The 22,297-nt window shown below is 64.7% G+C and carries 19 protein-coding genes; 14 read left to right on the forward strand and 5 right to left on the reverse strand.

Going from position 1 to position 22,297, the window contains the following annotated elements; all coding sequences use genetic code 11:
- Positions 1-34 precede the first annotated feature (34 nt).
- Together ACFMRZ_RS09540 and ACFMRZ_RS09545 are read left to right on the forward strand one after the other, a co-directional pair.
- Complete coding sequence (locus ACFMRZ_RS09540) at positions 35-967, forward strand: AAA family ATPase (RefSeq protein WP_400178787.1); 933 nt, start codon at positions 35-37, stop codon at positions 965-967.
- Complete coding sequence (locus ACFMRZ_RS09545; protein ID WP_400178788.1) at positions 855-2,840, forward strand: LuxR C-terminal-related transcriptional regulator; 1,986 nt, start codon at positions 855-857, stop codon at positions 2,838-2,840. The genes ACFMRZ_RS09540 and ACFMRZ_RS09545 overlap by 113 nt, the downstream gene beginning before the upstream one ends.
- A 240-nt stretch (positions 2,841-3,080) precedes the next feature.
- Here the strand turns inward: ACFMRZ_RS09545 and ACFMRZ_RS09550 are convergent, their stop codons facing one another.
- From ACFMRZ_RS09550 to ACFMRZ_RS09560, 3 genes are all read right to left on the reverse strand, one after another.
- Positions 3,081-3,251 carry a hypothetical protein gene (locus ACFMRZ_RS09550; protein ID WP_400178789.1) on the reverse strand — a complete coding sequence of 57 codons (171 nt, stop codon included), beginning with the start codon at positions 3,249-3,251 and terminating at the stop codon, positions 3,081-3,083.
- Positions 3,252-3,297: 46 nt separating this feature from the next.
- Entirely contained in the window at positions 3,298-3,927 is a 630-nt protein-coding gene (locus tag ACFMRZ_RS09555; RefSeq protein WP_400178790.1) for a dihydrofolate reductase family protein, read from the reverse strand.
- Between the two features lie 258 nt (positions 3,928-4,185).
- Complete coding sequence (locus ACFMRZ_RS09560; protein WP_400178791.1) at positions 4,186-4,461, reverse strand: hypothetical protein; 276 nt, start codon at positions 4,459-4,461, stop codon at positions 4,186-4,188.
- A gap of 61 nt (positions 4,462-4,522) precedes the next feature.
- On the opposite strand from ACFMRZ_RS09560, the gene ACFMRZ_RS09565 reads away from it, so the two are divergent.
- The 5 genes from ACFMRZ_RS09565 (at position 4,523) to ACFMRZ_RS09585 (ending at position 10,434) form a co-directional block, all read left to right on the forward strand.
- Positions 4,523-7,381, forward strand: a complete 2,859-nt coding sequence (locus ACFMRZ_RS09565; RefSeq protein ID WP_400178792.1) for a LuxR C-terminal-related transcriptional regulator — start codon at positions 4,523-4,525, stop codon at positions 7,379-7,381.
- A 101-nt stretch (positions 7,382-7,482) separates the two neighbouring features.
- Entirely contained in the window at positions 7,483-7,899 is a 417-nt protein-coding gene (locus ACFMRZ_RS09570; protein ID WP_400178793.1) for a nuclear transport factor 2 family protein, read from the forward strand.
- Entirely contained in the window at positions 7,896-8,768 is an 873-nt protein-coding gene (locus ACFMRZ_RS09575) for an SGNH/GDSL hydrolase family protein (RefSeq protein WP_400178795.1), read from the forward strand. The genes ACFMRZ_RS09570 and ACFMRZ_RS09575 overlap by 4 nt, the downstream gene beginning before the upstream one ends.
- Positions 8,769-8,771: 3 nt before the next feature.
- Complete coding sequence (locus ACFMRZ_RS09580) at positions 8,772-9,452, forward strand: hypothetical protein (protein WP_400178796.1); 681 nt, start codon at positions 8,772-8,774, stop codon at positions 9,450-9,452.
- Positions 9,453-9,627: 175 nt separating this feature from the next.
- A complete protein-coding gene (locus ACFMRZ_RS09585; protein ID WP_400178797.1) occupies positions 9,628-10,434 on the forward strand; it encodes an SDR family NAD(P)-dependent oxidoreductase in 807 nt (268 codons plus the stop codon).
- A 25-nt stretch (positions 10,435-10,459) separates the two neighbouring features.
- Here ACFMRZ_RS09585 and ACFMRZ_RS09590 read toward each other — a convergent pair whose 3' ends face one another.
- On the reverse strand, positions 10,460-11,434 hold the full coding sequence (locus tag ACFMRZ_RS09590; protein WP_400178798.1) for a GlxA family transcriptional regulator: 975 nt from the start codon (positions 11,432-11,434) through the stop codon (positions 10,460-10,462).
- Between the two features lie 576 nt (positions 11,435-12,010).
- On the opposite strand from ACFMRZ_RS09590, the gene ACFMRZ_RS09595 reads away from it, so the two are divergent.
- From ACFMRZ_RS09595 to ACFMRZ_RS09615, 5 genes are all read left to right on the forward strand, one after another.
- Positions 12,011-12,859 carry a class I SAM-dependent methyltransferase gene (locus ACFMRZ_RS09595; protein ID WP_400178799.1) on the forward strand — a complete coding sequence of 283 codons (849 nt, stop codon included), beginning with the start codon at positions 12,011-12,013 and terminating at the stop codon, positions 12,857-12,859.
- Entirely contained in the window at positions 12,856-13,869 is a 1,014-nt protein-coding gene (locus ACFMRZ_RS09600; protein ID WP_400178800.1) for an LLM class flavin-dependent oxidoreductase, read from the forward strand. Before ACFMRZ_RS09595 ends, ACFMRZ_RS09600 begins: the two co-directional genes overlap by 4 nt.
- A 187-nt stretch (positions 13,870-14,056) precedes the next feature.
- Positions 14,057-14,308 (forward strand): hypothetical protein, encoded by a 252-nt coding sequence (locus ACFMRZ_RS09605; RefSeq protein ID WP_400178801.1) that lies wholly within the window; start codon positions 14,057-14,059, stop codon positions 14,306-14,308.
- A gap of 200 nt (positions 14,309-14,508) precedes the next feature.
- Positions 14,509-17,562 carry a type 2 lanthipeptide synthetase LanM family protein gene (locus tag ACFMRZ_RS09610; RefSeq protein WP_400178802.1) on the forward strand — a complete coding sequence of 1,018 codons (3,054 nt, stop codon included), beginning with the start codon at positions 14,509-14,511 and terminating at the stop codon, positions 17,560-17,562.
- A 29-nt stretch (positions 17,563-17,591) separates the two neighbouring features.
- Positions 17,592-18,797, forward strand: coding sequence for a JmjC domain-containing protein (locus ACFMRZ_RS09615; protein ID WP_400178803.1), 1,206 nt, complete (start codon positions 17,592-17,594; stop codon positions 18,795-18,797).
- A 32-nt stretch (positions 18,798-18,829) separates the two neighbouring features.
- Here ACFMRZ_RS09615 and ACFMRZ_RS09620 read toward each other — a convergent pair whose 3' ends face one another.
- Positions 18,830-20,056: a lanthionine synthetase LanC family protein gene (locus tag ACFMRZ_RS09620; protein WP_400182814.1), complete on the reverse strand. Its 1,227-nt coding sequence runs from the start codon at positions 20,054-20,056 to the stop codon at positions 18,830-18,832.
- 160 nt (positions 20,057-20,216) lie between these two features.
- Between ACFMRZ_RS09620 and istA the strand changes: the two genes are divergently transcribed.
- Together istA and istB are read left to right on the forward strand one after the other, a co-directional pair.
- Positions 20,217-21,458, forward strand: coding sequence for an IS21 family transposase (gene istA / locus ACFMRZ_RS09625; protein WP_400178804.1), 1,242 nt, complete (start codon positions 20,217-20,219; stop codon positions 21,456-21,458).
- Positions 21,458-22,273, forward strand: coding sequence for an IS21-like element helper ATPase IstB (gene istB, locus ACFMRZ_RS09630; RefSeq protein ID WP_400178805.1), 816 nt, complete (start codon positions 21,458-21,460; stop codon positions 22,271-22,273). Before istA ends, istB begins: the two co-directional genes overlap by 1 nt.
- Positions 22,274-22,297 lie beyond the last annotated feature (24 nt).

Genomic DNA, 22,297 nt, shown 5'->3' on the forward strand with positions numbered 1-22,297 from the left:
ACCGCTTGCCGGAGGTCGGCCATAGGTTCTGCTTGTGGCCCGGCTCGAAGACATGATGGTGAAAGGAACCGATCCGGTCCTGCGCGGCCGCGAGCGAGAGCGGGCGTTACTGGCAAATCTGTTGCGCTGCACCATGATCGGCCACGGCGGCGCGGCTCTGATACATGGGGATCCGGGGATCGGCAAGAGCGCGCTGCTGAACGACGCCGTGCACCGCGTGAACGGGATGCGCGTGCTCCGCGTGACATGTGTCGAACCGGAATCCGACCTCGGGTACGCGATGCTGCATCGGCTGGTCACGCCCGCGCTCGACAGGATCGATCGGCTGGCCGCGCCACAAGCCGGAGCGCTACGCACGATTTTCGGGCTGGCGGCCGGTGCAACACCGGATCGTTTCCTGGTCGGTGTGGCGACCCTCTCGCTGCTCTCCGAACTGGCCGGCGAACAGCCGGTGGTGTGCCTGGTCGATGACGCGCAGTGGGCGGACCGGCCGTCGCTGCACGTGCTCGAGTTCGTGGCGCGCCGGTTGGCGACCGAACGAGTCGCGGTGCTGATCGCGACCCGCACCGAGGAGTACCCGCCGGCGGTCAGCGGTGTCTTCGATGTGCCCCTGACCGGCCTGGATCGCGAGTCGGCACGGGACCTGCTGCTCGAACGCGCCGGCGCCGAATTGTCCGCCGCCCAGCAGGAGACGATTCTGGACGCGGCGGTCGGGAACCCGCTGGCGCTGCGGGAGCTTCCCGGCCGAGGTGCTCCGTGCGAATATCATGCCGGAACCACTGCCGCTCGCCGAGGAGTTGCGGCACGCGTTCCTGCGTCGGGTGCAACGTCTCAGTGCGCCTGTGCAGCAACTCATGCTGCTGATCGCAGCCGACGGCCGCACGCACTACACCACGCTGCGCCGCGCTTTCGCCGTGCTCGCTCCCGCCGTGGAATGGACGTCGGCCGGGCTCGACGCACTCGATGATCTGCTCGCCATGGACGAGGCCTCGGTGATCGCATTCCGCCATCCGCTGATCCGGTCGGCGGTCTACCACGGCGCCGACCCGGACGAACGCCGACAGGCACACCACGCCTTGGCCATCGCGCTGCAAGCCGACGACGACGCGGCCGAACGGCGCGCGTGGCACCTCGGACAAGCCGCCGACGGCGAAAACGAGGCCACCGCCGCCGAATTGGAACGATCGGCCTACCGCGCGGCCCGCGTCAGTTCGGCGACCGCGGCGGCGCTGCTCGCGCGGAGCGCGGAGCTGAGCGCCCCCGGCCGACAGCGGTCCCGGCGCAGCTTCGAATCCGCCGCGGCCTGGTGGACCAGCGGCGACTTCGACCGCGCCGCCACGATGCTCGCGGGCATCTACGGCCACGATCAGCGCGACAAACCCCGGCGATGGGATGTCCTCTGGCTGCAAGCGTCGCTGGAACTGCACATCGGTAATCCCTCGACAGCGATGTCACTGCTGCGACCGATCCTCGCCCCGGCGGCCGAAACCAGTGTCGCCCTCGCACTTCCGTTGCTGGTTCTGTACAACGAGGCCGCCTTCTGCGCGAATGCCGACGCCTGGGCAGAGGTCGCCGCCGCGGCCGAGCGGCTCACGCCGTCCGGTAACGAGGTCGAGGATGTCCTCGCGCGCCTGCTTCGCGGCAGCTGCCGGGTCCGTTCCGGAAAGGACGCCGGATTGGCGGCCGGGGATCTCGACGCGGTGGAGCAGTTGACCGATCCGGCCCAGTTGTGGTGGGCCAGTGGGTTCATGCTGGGCCTCGGCCACAAGGATCGAGCGCGGCGGTTGTGCAGGCTCGCGACGCAGCATGCCCGGCGGCTCGGCGCCGCAGTGTTCCTGCCCTGGGCCCTGTGGCGGGTGGCAAGCGACGATCTCGCGGCGGGCCGCTTCCGCTCGGCGGAGGCAGCCGCCGAAGAAGGTCGCCAGATCGCGGAGGAAACGGGACAGATCAACGCCGGACTGGCGTTGCGCGGCTCGCTCGCCATGCTGGCCGCGCTGCGCGGCCAGGAGGAATCGGCCGAGGATCTGGCTCTCGGAGTGATCGCCGAAGGCTCGGCCCGGGGCATGACCGGCGCCGTCGTCATCGCCCACCGGGCGCTCGGCCTGCTCGACCTTGCCGCCGACCGCCCCGTCCGGGCGCTGGCACATTTCGAATCGCCTTCGAGCGGTTCCTATCTCGGACTGGCGATCGTCAACGTTCCCGACCTGGTCGAAGCCGCGACGGCGGCGGGCCGGCCGGAATTGATCGCCGAGCCGCTCGCCGCATTCACGCGGTGGGCGGACACGGCGAACCGGCCCGACCTCAGTGCTCTCGCAGCCAGATGCCGCGCGCTGACGTCCTCCGGCGACACCGCCGCCACCGAATTCCGCCGCGCCCTGGGCCTCCACGCGCACACAGATCAACCGCTCGAGCACGCGCGGACCCAATTTCTGTTCGGACAGCACCTGCGCCGCGAACGCCGCCCCACCGAGGCTCGCGATCCGCTCCGCATCGCCCTGGCGACATTCGAATCGCTCGGCGCCCGAGCATGGGCCGACCGCGCACGCGACGAACTGCGGGCCGCGGGCGAAACGCGCAAGACCCCGGTCACCGACCGCGCCGCCGACCTCACGCCCCAGGAGGCCCGCATCGTCGAGTCCGTCGCCGCCGGGCTCACCAACCGCGAGATCGCGGCTCAGCTGTTCCTCAGTCCGCGAACGATCGACTACCACTTGCGGAAGGTCTTCGTGAAAATGGGAGTCAGCTCGCGCGCCGAACTCACCCGAGATGTCCTGCACGGAGCCGGGGCGAAACAGGCCCTCGTCGACGAGCCGAGTACCGGTGGTCGTACCGGCGGGTAGGGTCCGTGCGACCGTGCCCTCGCACGGTATTCGGTCCGAGCGAATTCCATTGGCTGCTCATCGCTTTCGTGCAGCTCGAGTGCGCGCCGAAACGCCTCCTCAGCGCCTTCGGGCCCAGCGAGCAAAGCCTCGCACCGCGCCGCCGCCGCGCACCGGCGCAGCGGTTCCAGAGCCTTGACGGCCAAGTCGGTCTGTGTGCTTGAACGGCTGCCTCCACCCAATCGGGTGTGTACACCGGCATCACTGCTCGGAGGCCAGGTTCGACAACAGCGAGAGGGTCGCGAGACCGACCGCGAATCGTTCGGGGGCCGGGCCCGCGGCGAGCCCGAACACAGCCTGGATTCCCGGCTCCCCCGTCAGATTTACGGCAGCACCACGTCCGGTCCGCGCTCGGTGCAACAGGTCGGTCAATACCTCCTGCTCTTTTTCGCGACCGTACAGCACGCCCTGTGTTCGGCTATTTCACGCGAGTGAAAGTCATATGTGTGACACCGCTCGGCGAGGAGGTGGCCTCGACCCGGTAGTCCTGCTCGAGTCCCTCCAGGCCCTCCCAGAGGCGCACGCCCCGCCCGAGCAGAATCGGGACCACCACGACGTGCATGTGGTCGACCAGCCCGGCCGCCAGAAACTCACGAATCACGGTAGGACCTCCGCCGATCCGGATATCCTTGCCGTCCGCCGCCTTCCGGGCCACCTCGACCGCCTCGGCGGGCGAGGCATCCAAGAAGTGGAACGTGGTGCCGCCCTCCATTTCGATCGACGGGCGCGAGTGATGGGTGAGGACGAAGACCGGCGTGTGGAACGGCGGATTCGGCCCCCACGCGCCCTTCCAGTCCGGCTCCTCGTGCCACCCCGGGTGGCCGAACTTCCCCGCACCCATGATCTCGGCGCCGATCCCCCGATCGAATTGCTGAATGAAGCTGTTGTCGACACCGTCGCTACCCCCGGCCTTCCACCATTTGGTGTCGAACGCCCATTCGTGCAACCTGTCGCCCGCGTGGCCGAAGTGTGCCTCACGACTCCGCCCCTCGCCGGTGCCGTAGCCGTCGAGCGAAATGGCGAAGTTCTGGACGCGGACCAGTGACACAGCTGAGGCTCCTTCTGAAGTCGGTCACGAGATCGATGCCTCGCCGTCGAGATGGTACTCCGGTAGCGGTAAACGCCATATCGGTGAAATCGCCGGTTCCAAGGGACCGGTGGATCACCACGGCGGTGACACAGCCGAGGTCAGCGGTTCAATCGGCAGAATCGGGCGTTGATTCTTCTGCGGCCGTATCGGATCGGCGATAACCGACAGCACGTCGTGTTACCCACCTGCACCGCCGTCACCGACCACGGCGTCCCGCTACCCGTAGTACCAGAAGCCCATGCGACAGGCATACGACTCCGGCGGTGCGGTACAGCCCCGGTCGGGCCAATTGATCGCCTGCGTCCTGTTCCCTTCACGTGCGAGCGTGGTCTTGGATTGCTGGCACCACTGATAGCTGTGCCCGCCGCACTCGAACCATTTCCAGTTGTCGGCTGAGGCGGAGGGGCTCAGAAAGACCAGCGCGGCGAGCGAGACCACGAGCGTCTCGCCGCTCGCAGCCAGGGCTATGGCAGCCCGCTTCGATATTTTCACAACACGTTTCCTTTCACCCCGAAGGCTGCCTGGTGTAGGCATATGCTCGTACCGAGAATCGGTGACGATACCGGCGCCCAGCACGTTGCGTATCCGTCGAATCGCCAGTCATGATCCGCACGGATCGGAATTCGGTAGTGGGACCGGTAGTTCCGCTGTCCATATCTCTTTATCGGTGGCATTCTCTTATTGTGGACAGGCCAGGCACGTGAATAGTTCGCAGGTCGATCTGACCAGCTTCGTGGGTAGAGAGCGTGAGTTGGCAGAGTTGGTCGGGGTGCTCCGGAATCGGCGATTGGTCACTCTGACCGGCGTCGGCGGCTGCGGGAAGACACGCTTGGCGAATCGACTGGCTTCCGAACTCCGGAACCAATGGCCCGACCCCACCGTGGAGGTGGATCTCGGTCCGCTGGCCGACGCCCACATGCTGACCACGACAGTGGCGGCCGCGGCCGGCGTGAGCCTGGAGCCCGGCGGTACCGAACTCGCCGCCTTGACAGCGGCGCTGTCCCGCCGTCGCCTGATGTTGTGGCTCGACACCTGCGAGCACCTGCTGATACCGACAGCGGAGCTGGTGGAGTCGATCCTGCGGGAGTGCCCGGAAATCACGGTCCTCACGACAACCCGGGAGCCGCTTGGCATCCGTGGCGAGACCGTGTGGCGGGTACCGCCGCTGCGTCCGTCCGAGTCGACGCGATTGTTCGAAGACCGTGCTTGTCTGGTGGTTCCGGATTTCGACGTCGCGCAGGATTCCGAAAGAGTGGCGGCGATCTGTGCGCGGCTGGATCATCTGCCGCTGGCGATCGAGCTTGCGGCGCCGTGGGTCCGCGCGCTGTCGCTGTCCCAGATCACCGCGGGGTTGGACCACGCGCTCGAGTTGCTCGTCGAAGGGCCTCGTTGCACCACCCCGCGCCACCGAACTCTGATGGCGTCCATGGCCTGGAGTCACGATTTGCTAACCGCGCCGGAGCAGCGATTGTTTCGCAGGCTCGGAGTGTTCAGCGGTCCGTTCACGCTGGAGGCGGCCGCCGCGGTGGCAGGGGACGAGGAGACGATCGGCTCGTTCGGCATCCCGTTGCGCGGTGTGGCCCGACTGCTGGACGCCTCGCTGCTGCTGACGGTGGAGACGCAGGGGGAGCTGCGCTATCGCATGCTCGATACGATCCGCCAATTCGCCGTGGAACGCCTCGAAGCCGCGGGCGAGTCCGACGCCATACGCGACCGCCATCTCGACTTCCACCTCGCCTTGGCGGAACGAGCGCAGTGGGGCATGGCCGAAGACCAAGACCGGTGGCGCACCGTTCTCGCGGCCCACCGCGCCGATATCGCCACCTGTCTGGACCGTACCGCGACCGGTCCCGAGCCTGACCGCGCCCGGCAGCTGGCCGCGGTGATGGCCGAGGCATGGCTGGTCAGCGGCGAGATCGATTTCGGTCGGCGGGCCATCGACCGGGCACTGGCCACACGGCCCGACGATCGAACGAGTGTCACCGCGCGACTACACGCCGGACGCGCCTTGTTGGCCATGGCCACCGGGCAGTTGTCGGAGGTCGCGGAAGCAGCCGAGCATGGCGTGGCCTTGGCCCGTGAGGTGGATGACGAAAAGGCCCGCGGGCGTTGCCTTGCCGCGTCGGCGTTCGCGCGCTTCTTCGTCGACTTCGACGACTGCGCGGCGACAGCGGCCGCGGCCCGGTCGATCGCCACTGCCGACGGTGATGATTTCGCGGCGGACTGGGCAGGCGTGCTCGAGGCATACTCCCTGGTGACGCGCGGACGTAACCGTGCAGCGGACGTTCTCGCGCACCGGATCGCCGAGCGCGCACGGCGGCGTCGTGATCGGTTCTGCGGGGGATTCGCCGCCGGCGTCGGGATATACACGCACCTGACCAACGGCCGCGTGGCCCTTGCGGTCGAGACGGGCAGGCAGGCGATCGAGCTGGCCGCTCCGCTGGGTGACTACTTCGCCACCGGCACGCTGTCGGGCAACACCGCGCACGCATTGGCGGTGTCCGGCGATCTGGCTGGTGCGTTGCGGCTGTTGGAACCCCTGGTGGACGCGCTGAGCAGGGCCAAGGAGGCCGACGCCGTCGGCCTGGTGGTCCCGTTGGGGCTGACCCATCTGTGGCTGGACGACCTCGACGAGGCGCTCGGCTGGTTCACACGCGGCGTGGACCGCTTACAGCATCGGGCAACGGACTGGACCGCCGCCAGGTGCGTCCCCGGCTTGGTGGGCGTGCTCCGGCGTCTCGGACGGACGCGGGAGGCGGAGCAGTGGGCCACGCGTGGCCATCGCCTACTGGCAGATTTCGGTGCGCCGTTCGAACTCGCCGACCTGCTCGACGAGCACGCCCGCCTGGTTTCGGCCGAACGAGCGCAGGCGCGCGAACTTCGTCTACAGGCATTGCTCGTGCGGCGAGACAACGGATTGTCGCTGGGTAACGCGACCACTCTGGACGGACTGAGCGAACTCGCATTCGACAACGGCAACACCGACGAGGCACTCCGGCTCGCCGCGGTCGCCGATACCATCCGCTCGACGACTGGACACCCGAGACCTCCGGATGACGCGCGGTCACATGCCCAGCTCGTTGCGCGCATTCGCACGGAAATCGGCACGGCGGAGTTCGAGGAGATCTGGCAGAGCGGCCAGCGAGCGGACCCGGACCTGGTGCTACACGCCCTCCTTCGCGGGCGGGGACCCCGCAGCACCGCCGAAGGCGTACTCGGCTTGCTGACACCGACCGAGGTGGAGGTTTCGGCGCTGGTCGGGAAAGGGCTGAGCAACCCCGAGATAGCCGATCGACTGTTTATGAGCCGCAGCACCGTCAAGGCACACCTGGCGCACGTGTACGCCAAACTCGGCGTACCGAACAGGACGGCACTGACCTTTCTGCTACGGGACCAGGACATCCGCGCCTGAGCCGCCCGTCCGCTCGGAATAGCCATGTGGCCGATGCTTTCTGGCACGTCTGCGAGCGAGGGTCATGGAATCAGTGATCCATTGATGACAGAGGAATGATCATGGGAACCACCGACAATGTGCTGGCCCTGTGCCGCCGCTGGGTGACAGCGGAGCTGGCCGGCGACGGCGCACTGCTCGACCGACTCGGGACCGACGACTTCACGCTCGTGGGTCCGGCGGGCTTCGTCCTGGACCGCACGCAGTGGCTCGCTCGGTTCGCACCCGACGCCCTGCATATCGAGCGATTGGACTGGGCGCCCGACTCCGTGCGCGAGTACGGCGACGCGGCGGTCGTCATCGGCATCCAGGACCAGGAGGCGACGTTCGCCGGGCGTCCCGCCGACGGCCGGTTTCGGGTGACCCACACGGCGGTCCGGCAAGACGGCGAGTGGCGACTCGCGACCATCCAGTTCAGCCCGCTCGGTGCGGCCGGCCCCATCCCGACCGCCCCGCAACAGGAAGCAAGCGCACGATGAGCATGGAGTCGACCGCGATCGAAGATCGGCGGCACCCTGGTCCGGACGTCGGAAAACTCGTCCAGTACACGCACCTCGACAAGTCGTACGGGTACCTGCCCGGCATCCGCGAGGCGCAGCCCGCCCTCTTCGGGCTCTCGCCGGAGAGCTATCAGGCGGCCCGGGAGCGATTCGTCCGCGCAGCACGAGAGGGAGCCGAAACGCTGCTGGCAGGCACTGACGAGACAGCGGCCGTAGACCGCTGGGCCGCAACGGGTCCGAGCACGGTGCTGGTAGCGGGCGACAGCCTCACCGATGACCTGCAGTCCTGGGTCGAGATACTCCGCGCCGCGCTCGGTCTGCGTCGACCCGATCACGCGGTGCGGCTGGTAAACGGCGGTCTCTCGGCCCACACCTCCGCCATGATTCTGCGATCGTGGCCTGCAACCTTGGCGGCTGTGAAACCCGACGTCGTCGTGTGCGCGTTAGGTGGGAACGACGTGACACGAGTCGGGCCCGACGCGCAGAAGACCCAAGTGAGCCTCGGTGATTCGCTCGCCAACCTGTCGGAACTGCGCCGGATCGCGCAGACTCTGGTCTCGCCGCAATGGATCTGGGTCACGCCGGCATCCGTCGACGAAGACCGCGTCGCCGGATTTCCGCCGTTCCGATTCGGGCACTCGTCATGGGCCAACACCGACGTGCGGCTGCTCGCCGACGGGATACGCGGCCTCGGCGGCCCGGTGGTCGATTTGACCACCGTATTCGGTATACCTGCGGCGCCGGACCTCGTGGGCGACGATGGCGTCCATCCCACGCTCGCGGGCCAGCTCGCTATTGCTCGGGCAGCAGTAGCTCCGCTCGCGCGAGCCTGCGAACGGGGGCAGTGATCAATGTCCACTCGCATTTCCAAGGCGCACACCGGATTCCGCGGCAGTGACCGGAGCTTGATCGCCGCCATGTGCGGCTTCCTCGCGTTGTTCGTGCTCTCCGTGGTCGTGCCGTCGATAGCCGGGGGCGGGACCATGCCCGCGCCGGGAGCGCCCGCAACGGACCTTCAGCAGTGGGCGGGCCACCGTACGGCGGTGATCGCGGCGGGGGCGCTGATGATGGCGGCGGCGGGCGCGGTTGCCGTATTCGGCGATCTGCTCGGTCACCGACTCGCGGCCGCAGGGCCGGCGGGGCGCGGGCCCGTTGTGGTCCGCAGCGCGGCGATAGCCGCAGCGGTAGCGCTCGCCGCGTGTGGTGTGGTCGTCATGCTGCTCGGGAACCGAGGAACGACCGCTTCCGCCGACTCCGTGGCGACACTGGGCCGCGCCGCCTTCGCTCTCGGCGGCCCGGTGCACACGCTACTGCTGGGCGGCGTGACCCTCGGCTGGGCGCTCACCCTGACCCGACTCGGCGGCAGCAGACCCGCGATCGTGGCCATGGGTATCCTCTCGGCCCTCTGCGCACTGTCGGCGGGTGCCGTGTTCAGCGACGCGCTCGTGCCGCTGGTCCCCATCGGGCGATTCCCCACGATGCTCGGCCTACTGCTCGGCACCGTGCGTTGGCTGCCTCGCCCGGAAACATAGGACGGCGTCGATGGCCGCGGTCGGCGTGTCGAACCGAACCGATGCCGGCCAGGCGGATCCGCAACCCGCGCAGCCTGGCCGGCGGCTCGGCGCTGCCACCGACCGCGCCACCGCGCACCGCCGGATGGCCAGATGGCCGATGCTTCGACGCGAGGCCTCACCGCACGCTCTCCGTATGACCAATTCTCCCACCGCCCTCGACGATCCATTCACCGGACGCGTCGTCGTGATCACGGGCGCCGGCCGCGGCATCGGCGCGGCAACAGCGCGTGCGTTCGCGGCCGCCGGTGTGCACACTGTGCTCGCCTCCCGCGACGAAGCCGCCCTCCATTCCCTGCGTGACGAGATCACGGACGGCGGAGGTTCTGCCCACGCCGTCCCGACCGACGTAACCGATGAGACCGCGGTCGGTCGGCTGGTGGAGGCCGCAGTCGGACGGTTCGGCCGACTCGACATGGCCGTCAACAACGCCGCAGCCCACGGCGGTCGGCCCGTGCCCTTGGCCGCGATGTCGACGCGGCAGTTCGACACCACGATCTCGGTCACCCTGCGCGGGGTCTTCCTGTGTCTGCGGCACGAGATCGCAGCGATGACCGCCGGCGGCAGCATCGTCAACGTGGCCTCCACCGCAGCCGATCAGGGCGTCGCCGGGCTCGCCGACTATGTGACCGCCAAACACGGTGTCATCGGGCTGACCCGTACCGCCGCGCTCGATCATGCGGCCGACGGCATCCGTATCAACGCGGTTCTTCCGGGGCCGATCCATACCGACGGCCTGGAGCGGGCGGGTGCGCAGGCTCGTGCGGGCGTCGCGCGAACTCTGCCGCTACGCCGACTCGGACAACCTGCGGAAGTGGCCCAGGCAATCCTCTGGTTGTGCAGCCCCGCAGCGGATTTCGTCACCGGCGCCGGACTCCCGATCGACGGCGGCCGGCTCGCGGGAACACCATCGTTCGCGGAACAACGCACCGACAACCCGTAGCCGGGCCGCGCCGGGCACCGCTCGCCTACCAGGGCCGTCTGGCCGCCCGTAGCTCGGCCATGGACATGCCGCGACGGCGCCGGACCAGGCTGCGCAGGGTGCCCGCGTGGAGATAGCCGACCTTCGTGGCGACAGCGTCCACGGTCAGTTCGGTGGTCCACAGCAGCCGTGTGGCACGTTCGAGCCTGATGTCGTCGACGAAATCCTTGGGAGACATACCGAGTTCGGCGTGCGTGGCACGTTGCAGGCTGCGCTCGGTGACGCCGAGGCCGTGAGCGGCCTGCGAGATACTGAACTGCTGATCGACGTGGTCGCGAACCCACCGTTCGAAAGCCGCGGTCAGCGAGTTGCCGCGAGCGACGACCTCCGCTATCGAGAAGTTCGCCTGGGTACTTCGGTTGCCCACCGCCATGTACTTGCCTACCAATTCGGCCAGAGCGGGACTTTTCTCCTGAACCAGCGAAAGCGCCAGATCGAGGTGTGACAACGAGGCCCCGGCCGTAGTCACATGATCACTCCGGCACAAGGTCAGGCTCTCGTCGAGCCCGACGCGCGGATACCGCTTGCGAAAGCTGGGGCCCAGCCACCAGCTGGTGGTTGCCCGTGCACCGTCCAAGACGCCGGCCTCGGCGAGAAAGAAGGTCCCGGTGCAGGCGGCGGCGAGGTGGGATCCGGATGCTCGCGCATCTCGGATCCGTTGCAGGAGGGCGCGATTCACGGGAGCGGAAACCAGGTCGATCAGAGCTTCGGCGCCCAGCACATTCACGGCCGGGACGACCACGAGGCCAAGGTCGCCGGTGAGATCGTCGAGTCGGATGGTGGGCACCGTATGCCCGTAACCCGAGCGGACGCTGTCCCCGAGCGCGGCGACTCGCACTCGCCACGGCCCGGGTGGCTCCCGCAGTTCGTCACGTAATGCGTTGGCCATTCCGAGGGCCTCCAGGAAGGCAGTGAAACCGAAATCGGCTACTCCATCCATGACGACGACGGTCACATCCATCCCGGAAGAATACAGAATGAATCAGCCCGAGTCCGCGATTCCCCAGCAATCGGACAATTTTCATACCCCGGTGCGAATCGGTGAAATCACCAGTAGACGTTCAACGAAATTCGATCGGCATACGGCCGTCGATGAATATCAGCTTCTCGCATTCCCGTCACGTGCATCACGTGTACGATTCCTGGCCGCCGAAGCTCAGGTCAGCGACCGCAGCCACCTCCCGTCGGCGGTCTCGGCACACCGCATGCAACCGCACCGCGTCGCAGGACCGTCCGGCGGAAGATGAGGGCGTGGGCGATGTGACCTACGGCGGGGACATCGTCTTCGCTGTGGTACCAGGTAAACGCGCGCGGCGGCGCGGCGAGCGCGGACCAGCCGTGGCTCGCCGCGCGGGTACGGCACGACGCGACCGGGTCCGCACCGCTCAGCCCTTGGCGAGCACATCCGCCGAGCGCATACTGGCTATGCCCATATCGCAACTCGGCGTCATGACAACCTTGCTCCAACCGCGGCGAGTTCCCTTCAAATCCTTTCGCGCTCAGCGGCGCGATGAACACCGGTCCAGAGGTGAGACTGTTGTCGACGAGCAAACATTCGACAGATTCACACGAGGAAACCCCGCCATGCCGGCCGAGAATTGGCGACCCACTCGGTCGTGCGCTGATGATCCATGGTGGATTTCGCCACGAGAGACAGTTCCCGCTTTACATCGAGCGAGACGACGGATTGATAATCGAAATCGACATCGGCGCGTTCCTCCAAGATGAAGCGGACTGGGCGGAGCGTTATCGATGGGCCCTGAGTCGAAGTACAGGACGGGTTCTGGATATCGGAGGAGGTGCAGGACAACACGCGCTTGCGCTTCAGCAACGAGGCCTTTCCGTGCTTGTGACAGACACCTCCCAAGGGGCACTCGAGGTCTGTGCTGTTCGAGGCATCGAGCACACGGCCCTCGTCAGCATCGACGAAACGCCGAAAGCGCTCAGCACGTACACATTCGAGACAATTCTTCTGCTCGGACAGAACGTCGGATTGCTCGCAACGCCCGATAAAGCCATATCAATCCTGCGGTCTTTCAGGGACCTTGCCACACCAGAAACCAGAATCCTCTGCGACACCGTGGAGCCACTAGCCATGTGCGCATTTTCCAAGCCGTATGTCCAGCGAAATTTGGAGGCAGGTCGATATCCGGGCCAGGCTCGCTACCGCCTTCGTTGGCGGGATCTCGGTACCGAGTGGTTCGATTACATCTACTTGACATACGAGGAACTGAAACTACTTGCGGACGAATCCGGATGGGTCATCGCCGATACATACCACGAAGGAGCGGCCTATTGCGCCACTCTCGAGCTGCGAAATGAGCGCGAGAAGAGTAGGGCCGGGACTGCGGCGACCCGTACTCGATCGAGGCAGGTGATCTCGTGACCGAACCAGCGACCGTCCGACTCGCGTACGCGACAGGAGCGCCGTTAACACCCGCCTCGATCGCGCTGGACATCCGGCGGGTGCGTTTCGCCGAGTCACTCGGCTATTCCGCCGCCTACACCCAGCACGGATCGTCGGACGCGCTGGCCACGGCGGGGTGGCTACTCGCCGCCACCTCGCGCATCCGGATCGGGCCTGGAATCGTCCCAATTTACACCCGTCCCCCGGCAGCGATGGCCATCGAGGCAATGACCTTCGCCGCCGCGAGTGGCGGGCGTCTCGACCTCGGTGTCGGGCTGTCCTCGAGCACCGCGGGAAAGCGGCTTTGGGGGGTCGGCATGGGCGATCCCCTTGCGGACATGCGCGACTACGTGACGGTGCTGCGCCCGCTGCTCGACGGCCGGGTGGCACCGGCGAGCGCGCGGTGGGGCAACGAGCCGGTGCGGGGCCGGGTCCGTCCCGACCCCGGCACCCGGTTGCCGCTCTATCTCGCTGTGCTCGGCACCGGGATGGCACGCCTGGCCGGGGAGATCGCAGACGGCTTGATCACCTGGATGACGCCGGTCGAATGGGTGCGGGACTACATCGTGCCGGCCGCGTCCGAGGGGCGGGCACGAGCCGGACTCACGATGAAGGGCTTCGACGTCGTCGCCGCGATGCCCGCGGCCGCCACCGACGACGTGGACACCGCCCGGTCGAGCGTACGGGGTTATGCCTGCAACTACTTGGGCGCCGATCGCTACCGGACGATGCTGCGTCGCTGCGGCTTCGGCACCGATGTCGCTGCTTACGACGCGGCGTCCACACACGAGGAGCGCCGCGCTGCGGTCTCCGACCGGTTTGTCGACGCCTACACCGCACTGGGCACGGCGGCGGACGTGCGGGCGGGAGTCGCCCGCTACGCCGCGGCCGGGGCCACGACGGTGCTGCTGGTACACCTCGACCAGACGCCGTTCGCGGCAACACTGGAGGCTGCCGCCGGGATGCTGACAGATCCAGCCGCCGGTTGATGAAGTGAATCGTCTTCGTTTATGTTCAACCCCGCGGTGCGGCTTCAATATCTGAATATCGGTTGTGTCAAAAGAATTCGCGACCAAAGGCACCCATCGTGGTACTCTGAACATACCCTACAGAGGGTCCATCGGGGGATGCGTGGCGCGGGGATGGTTGATATCACCATATTCCGAGGAGTCCATTATGATCGAACAGCTCGAAGTCGCACGAGGACTGAAAGACAAGGACTACTTCCGGTCGCTCCAACCAGCGGAACAGGAAGCCATCGTAGCCGCGGGAGGAATTGGCCCCGCTTCCATCACCGACGAATTCCTCGAGTCTGTCAGCAGCGGACTCGAAGGCGGCACGCCGATGGCCTATACGACCAGCGCCGTGGAAGAAGAGGAAGAAACCGCCCAGAGGTCCGGCGCATTGATGGTTACGTGCACCTGCTGATCAACCACGAATGATGTGCTCCGGATGAAAGTGAACCATCCGGAGCACACTCAATTAAAGGGACGTCGAAGGCTATGGGCCCTTTATTATTCGACGCTGCGTGGTGGACGGCATTCACGCTGGAGGAGCGTTGGAGTCGCTGCGAATCGAGTCGGCCCCCGTTACCGCAGATTGAGAGGCCTGCGACTGCTCAGCGCCGCTTGGCGCAGTGGAGGTCCCAGTCCCCGTTTCAGGATGACAAGTACTTTGTTGATCGCCTTGCGCTCGATAATCTGGACGAAACGTCCTTTTCCGCATTGCTCGGCGAATCGGCGGCTTCTCTCCATCGCCGGCTGCCGGAGGTACCGGACTGGCTCGACCGTGTGGAGCGTGCTTTCGCTGCAACGGGAATCTCCCGTCTAGCGAGCCCACCGGTAGTAGGGCCGTTGATCGCTAAAATGCATGCCGCGGTAAGTGAAAAGGCCGACGAGTTCTCGCGCGCGTGGCCGAACACGAATATTCAATGGAGACCGGTCATTGATCAGCTGGTCTCTGCGGCCATCTCTCGTCTCGACAAACAGATCAGTCGAGCGGTGGTTCTGGAAATGCGTGTGGCCGGCCTCCAAGGGACCCTGACGGGCGGAGATTCCCAGGAGCGTTTCGAGAATTTCCTCGACGGTTTACGCGATCCCGGCGATGCGCTGGACTTCTTGCGGCAATATCCGGTGCTCGCGAGATTGCTCATCGATTCAGTTGACGACTGGACAGATGCTGCCGTTGAGCTGCTGGAACGACTGTGCACGGACTGGGACCGAATCCGTGCCACATTCTGGCCTGATGGTGACCCAGGGCCGCTGACGAGCATCGAGGTGGGACTGGGTGACCTGCATCGTCAAGGTCGTGAGGTATGTATCCTGCGTTTCGGCTCGAGCGAACGGATTCTTTATAAACCACGGTCCCTTCGTATCGACCAACATTTCGCGCTTTTGCTCGACTGGCTGCACGAGAGAGGGGCGCCGGCGTTACGAACCCCAAAGACACTGGACGGCGGTGGCTACGGTTGGTCTGAGTTTATTTCGAATGCTCCTTGCCGTAACCGAGAGGAAGCATCCCAATTCTATTTTCGTGAGGGATCGCTTCTCGCGGTCCTCTACCTACTGAACGCCAATGATTTCCACCACCAGAACCTGATCGCCGCAGGCGCGCACCCGGTTCTCATCGACCTCGAGACCCTCTGTGGTCCTGATTACGGCCAAGCACAGGCAGACGCTTACGATTCACACTCGGAGTTCGAGCTCAAGAACTCCGTTGTCGACACCTTGCTATTGCCCATCTTTCGAGAAGGTGAGGGCGGCCGCGCAATAGACCGCAGTGGTCTCGGCGCGAAGGAAGGGCAGCTGTCGATCGATCCCCTGCCGCGGTGGGAAAATTCTGGCACCGATCAACTGAGATTGTCCTTCGAGCGGCGTAAGCTGTCTACCGCACACAATACCCCCCAGTTGAATGGATCCGCCCTCGATGCGCTTCATTTCGTCGCGGACATTGAAGCTGGCTTCACATCGATGTATAGACTGATCGAAGCACATCGCAACGAACTCTTGTCCTGTGACGGTCCTATATTCGCCATGCGCGGTGACGAGGTACGTGTCGTATTCCGGGCTACCCAGCTCTATGGCAAGATACTTCAACAAAGCTACCATCCTGACTATTTGAGCGACGCTCTCGATCGTGAATGCCTTTTCGATCGGCTCTGGTTCGGCATCGATCGAACAGAGTTTCCTCACATCGCCCGCCGCCTGCTGCAGAACGAGCGTCGAGACCTTTGGCGTGGTGATATTCCGTACTTCGTCACCCAGGTCGACTCACAGGATCTCTGGACGAGCCAGGGAACGCGCCTCGACAAATTCTTCATCCGCTCGGGTTGGGACGTGGTCCGGGATCGGCTGGCGTTGTTCGGAGAAGAAGATCTTCGGAGACAGCGCTGGTACGTCAGAGCCTCGATGAGCACGCTGGCGCTCAATAACGTGACCACCTTTCAACGTTATGAGGTGCCTGACAAAACTCGACCCGTCACTCGTGACCGCCTCCTGGCTCAGGCAGTGGAGATCGCAGATCGACTTATCGAACTCGCTCGATGGAAAAACAACAGCGCATCCTGGATCGGGCTGGCGTACGGGGAAAGCCGTGGATGGCAGCTACATCCGCTGAAAACTGACCTATACAGCGGCCTTCCAGGAATTATCCTATTTCTTTCCTATGCGGAAGCACTGACCGGGCGGGATGAATTCGGGTCCGTCGCGAAAGCGGCCCTGGTAACCCTCAGGAAACAGATGAGCCGTCCGCGAGCCGGGCTGGAATTTGTCGGCGGATTCGACGGCTGGGGCGGCCTCATCTACCTGTGGACACATCTCTCGGGTCTCTGGCATGACAGAGATTTGCTGACCGAAACCGAATCCATGGTCTCCCGCGTCGAGGAGCTCGCGAACGCTGACGAACACATGGACGTCATCCAGGGGATAGCGGGTGCGATCGTCCCACTCCTGAACCTGCACAAAATGACCGGTGCCGAGCGGCCGCTGGATATCGCTCGCACCCTCGGCGATCGACTCGTAGAGCGGACACAATCCAGTGCGGGAGGCGTTGGCTGGCTTGGTACGTTGTTCCCTGCTCAACCCCTGACCGGGTTCTCTCATGGCGCATCCGGCTTCGCCTGGGCATTGACGGAGCTTTTTGCGAAGACGGGTGATGATATCTATGCTCACACCGCTCTTCGAGCAGTGGATTTCGAGCATAGTCACCTTTCATCAGGACATTGGGCAGATCTCAGGAAGTCCCCTCGAGGGGAGGCTTCTCGGAAGATGACTGCCTGGTGCCATGGGGCTTGCGGAATCGGAATGAGCCGCCTGAGCATGCAGAGATACCTCAGCGACGAGATCTTGAAGGAAGATCTGGAGATCGCTCTGCAAACGACGTACCGTGAGGGATTCGGGGCGAATCACTCACTTTGTCACGGTGACCTGGGATCTCTTGATCTCATTCTGCAAGCCAGTCTCAGCCGACCCACAACGGCCTGGGCGACACGCCTGTCCGAACGCGTATCACACAGCCTCACCAGCATGGAGGAACACGGCTGGCGTTGTGGCACGCCCCTGGACGTGGAAACTCCCGGAATGATGGACGGGCTCGCCGGGATCGGTTACCAGCTGCTACGTCTCGCCCATCCTCGTCGAATCCCGTCAGTACTGATCTTGGAGGGGCCGAATGGGACATGCTGACTACGCGCCCGGAGGAAGGACATGGCGACATGGTGCAGCGAGATATCAATAGTCTGGAGAGCTTGATCTCCCCCATGACAAGACATGAGTTCATGGACGCCTACTGGGGCAAATCGTCCTTGACTTTGCATCGACGAGAACGCGATTACTTCAGCAGCCTATTTTCGCTCGCCGACATGGACGCGTGCCTGATGATGGCAGCGAACAGTTCCGACAATGTCCTCCATATCGTCCCGGCTCTGGACAGCGGCCGTAGCGCGACGCTGACCCCAGCAGCGGGGCTGTCCAAGGATCGCTTTTATGATGCATACCTGTCCGGAGATACCATTCGACTGATCGCGGCCGAAAAATTCTGGCTTCCGTTCGGCCGGCTGGCAATCAACCTGCAGAACGCCCTGGGAATGGGCATCGGCTCCAATCTCTTCTTGACGCCCCCTGGGTCGCAAGCATTCCCGGCACATATCGATACGCTCGACACATTGGTTGTCCAGTTAGGGGGCTCGAAGCAATGGCATATCTGGGACCCGATATACGAGCGTCCGCTGGCATCCCAAATTTCGAACCAGCACCTTGCCGAGAACCTCGAGTGGACAGAGGAGCAACTGACACTTCGCGAGAAGCCTGTGCTGGAGGCCGGCGATGTCCTCTATCTGCCCCGCGGCTACTTTCACAAAGCCATTGCGGGAGACGAGTTCTCATTACACCTGTCGATCACCTTCCATCCGCTCACCTGGGTGGACTTCTTCACAAGAGCAATGGAGCTGGCGGCGCTCGAGAACCCCGAATTCCGCCAAGATCTACCTCCGGGCTTCGTAGCCGACCGGGAGACGCAGCAGAGCATGGCGCCCATCTTCGAGTTCTTGCGGGCACAGCTCGGCGAAAAGCTATCGTTCGACGCGGCTCTTCGATCGTTACTCGAAGAGCAAGTGGGCGCCCGCACCTTTCCTGCGGATGGCCACTTTTCAGTGTTGGCCAATTTGCAGGAGATCGGCCCCGATTCGGCGGTCGAGAAACGAAGTGGTCTAGCGTGTCTTGTGGAGAGTTCGGACGACACGACCGCCATCAGGTTCGGTCCGAAGCGTGTCCAAGGCCCGAAGGCGCTCAGCTCCACTCTGGAATATATTCGCGATCACCAGCACTTTCGTATTTGCGATCTACCCGACGCGATAAGCTCGGAAAGCAAGCTCGTTCTGGTTCGGCGGCTGATTCGCGACGGGCTGTTGAGGCCTTCGTAATTGCGCCGTAGTTCCCACGGCGCAATCGTTCCCTACTCCATTGCTACCACACACGGAATCCCGCCGGCTGACTGGAGGCGCGCGAATGAGTACCCGATTCCCGCAATTCCTGGAAACAGCCTGAGGTCAACGCCTACCTCTTGGGTAGACTTCAATGAGTAGCGGCCCTGATGTTGCGCTCGCTCCAGCATGCTGCCCGCGAGTTCAGCCGCCTTACCGAGGTAGGCCGGTTCCTGCAGTACGCTCGCGGCATGGATAAGCGTGTCCACGCGGCCGCTGTTCCCGCAACAAAGATCGTCTGTCTCGGAGAGTGATGGATCAGCCGTGATTTCGAGCAATGAAACGGACTCGTCCATCCTCGGATCTTGCGAGAGAATTTCACGCAATGCGATATTTCCGAGTGCGATCCCGGCCGCCCCCTTGCACCAAGAGCGCCGGGAATGTCTGTTCAGGTGGGGCTGTCTCTCACCATGCGAGGACATGAGAGCCTTGTCAGAGCTGAGGTGCTGCTGGAGAAACGTCCGGAGCTGCTGCCGTCCGGTTCTTTCGTACAGCTTCACCAGTGCCGTGCAGATTCCGGCCCTACCGTGACAGAAACCGTCCGCGCCTGAACCGGTTGATACCGTCCATCTTTCGCTTTGCAAGAGACGCTCCGCACAGCGCAAGGCAAGCTCGATTGGTGACTCTCCACCGAGAATCTCTTCCGGCCGCCGCTCGTCGAGCGCAAGCAATGCGAGCACAGCCCCAGCGCTACCGACCATGAGGTCGATTTTCTGGTCCGTAGCGATAGTATCTGGCAGGATCATGGTAGCCGCGCGCTGCGCGTCGTCCACGATTGACTCGTCCCCCAATAAGTCACCGATCCTCACGAGCGCATAGACGACGGATCCGAGTCCCGTGAGCCCCCCTATCGGCTGCTGGAGACGTTGTGCTCGATTCGGATCCGCAGATATCTCACGGATGTCAGCTCGCAGTGGCGTGATCGCTCGGAGGCAGATATCACGCCAGCCGTCGCCACCGTAGACTCTCCAAACGCCGGCGAAGAATAAAGCAATTCCGGAGGTCCCGGCATACAGGTGCGGTCCGAGGGGAGCTGACGGGATCGATGGAGTCGGCAGATTTGGGTGACACCAGTATGTGCTTCCGTCCCGCCCGATACGCGCGTTCACTCGAAGCACCTCGGCAATATCCAACGCGGCCCGGCTCAGTGAAGTGTGACCGTGGGGATTCCTGTGCCACTTGGCTGACTCGTCGGACATCACTTGTCTTGTCTGCTAGGCGAGGAGCGAGCGTCCTTACTCGTGCCTTTATACCTCAATAGTGTCGGCAGCACGTGAAAAATGACCACCGCGCGGCAACTCAAAATGGACCACCTGGTCGGTGACCCTGGCTCTATCCGAGCCAGGGAGGACCGAAGGGATGCTTGCTGTGGAGGATTGGGCCGAGATTCGTCGTTTGCGCCGGTCAGAAGGCATGCCGATCCAGGCGATCGCCCGGACGATGGGCGTGTCCCGCAACACCGTGAAGCGGGCCCTGGCCTCGGACAGGCCACCGAAATACGAGCGCCCGGAGAAGGGGTCGATCGTGGACGCTGTCGAGCCGCAGATCCGCGAGTTGCTGAAGACGTATCCGACGATGCCGTCGACGGTGATCGCCGAGCGGATCGGCTGGACCCGGTCGGTCCGGGTGCTCTCGGGCCGGGTCGCGGAGTTGCGGCCGGCGTATCTGCCGCCGGACCCGGCATCGCGAACGACGTATATGGCCGGAGAGATCGCGCAGTGCGATTTCTGGTTCCCGCCGATCGAGTTGCCGGTCGGGTTCGGCCAGGTCCGAGGCCCCAAACAGCTGCCTGTGCTGACGATGGTTTTGGGGTATTCGAGATGGCTGATGGCGATGCTGATCCCGTCGCGGCATGCCGAGGACCTGTTCGCAGGCTGGTGGGCCCATATTCACCGATTGGGTTCAGTGCCAAAGGTTTTGGTCTGGGACGGCGAAGGAGCGATCGGGCGCTGGCGTGGCGGCCGCAGCGAGCTGACCGCCGAATGCCAGGCATTCCGGGGAACCCTGGGCACGAAAGTGCTGGTCTGCAAGCCCGCTGATCCGGAAGCCAAGGGCATGATCGAACGAGCCCACGACTATCTCGAGCGTTCGTTCCTGCCGGGTCGATCATTCAGCGGCCCAACCGATTTCAATACTCAGCTCGAGGAGTGGCTGGAGTTGGTGAATCGCCGGACGCGGCGGGCATTGGGTTGCGCGCCGACCGATCGGGTCACCGCTGATCGTCACGCGATGCTGGCGTTGCCGCCGGTGGCGCCGGAGACCGGGTGGCGGCGCTCGGGCCGGCTGCCGCGTGATCACTACATTCGCCTGGACTCCAACGACTATTCGGTGCATCCGGCGGTGATCGGGCGCCGGATCGAGGTCCTCGCCGACCTGAACCGGGTCCGGGTGTTCTCCGGCGGCCGGATCGTGGCCGATCACGAACGGATCTGGGCCTGGCATCAAACCCTGTCCGCCCCGGACCATGTCGAAGCAGCGAAAGCGTTGCGGCGCGGCCGGATCGGTGTCCTGCGGCCAGCGCCTGAACCCGAGGTTGAGCAGCGTTGCCTGACCGATTACGACGCCGCGCTCGGCGTCGATATCGAAGGCGGGGTGGCCTGATGCCTCCACGGGCTCGAACTATCGCGAAAACATCTACCACGACAAGGGATTTCACGGCCGAGCTGACCTTCCTCACCCGGGCATTGAAGGCGCCGTCGCTGCGGGAAGCCGCGGAGCGGCTGCCCGAACGCGCTCGCGCCGAGAACTGGACTCACGAGGAATTCCTCGTCGCCTGCCTGCAACGCGAGGTCTCCGCTCGCGAGTCCCACGGCGGAGAGGGCCGCATCCGCTCCGCCCGATTCCCCTACCGGAAGTCATTGGAGGAGTTCGACTTCGGACACGCTCGCGGTCTCAAACGGGACGTGATCGCCCACCTGGGCACTCTCGATTTCGTCACCGCGAAGGAGAACGTGGTGTTCCTGGGCCCGCCCGGCACCGGCAAAACCCACCTGGCCATCGGATTGGCGATCCGAGCGTGTCAGGCCGGACACCGTGTCGCGTTCGCCACCGCCGCCGACTGGGTCGCCCGCCTTGCCGAAGCCCACCACGCGGGACGGTTGCAAGCCGAGCTGATCAAGCTCGGCCGCTACCCGCTTCTGGTCGTCGACGAGGTCGGCTACATCCCGTTCGAGAACGAGGCCGCCAACCTGTTCTTCCAGCTGGTCTCGTCCCGTTACGAACGCGCCTCGCTGATCGTGACCAGCAACAAGGTCTTCGGCCGCTGGGGAGAAGTCTTCGGCGACGACGTCGTCGCCGCCGCGATGATCGACCGCCTCGTCCACCACGCCGAGGTCATCGCATTGAAAGGCGACAGCTACCGGCTCAAGGACCGCGACCTCGGCCGCGTCCCCACCGCCGGCACAACTGAAGACTGAACCATCAACCAAGCGACCAGATGA

This window comes from Nocardia sp. N2S4-5, assembly GCF_044628355.1.
In the GTDB taxonomy this organism is placed as follows: Bacteria; Actinomycetota; Actinomycetes; order Mycobacteriales; family Mycobacteriaceae; genus Nocardia; species Nocardia wallacei_B.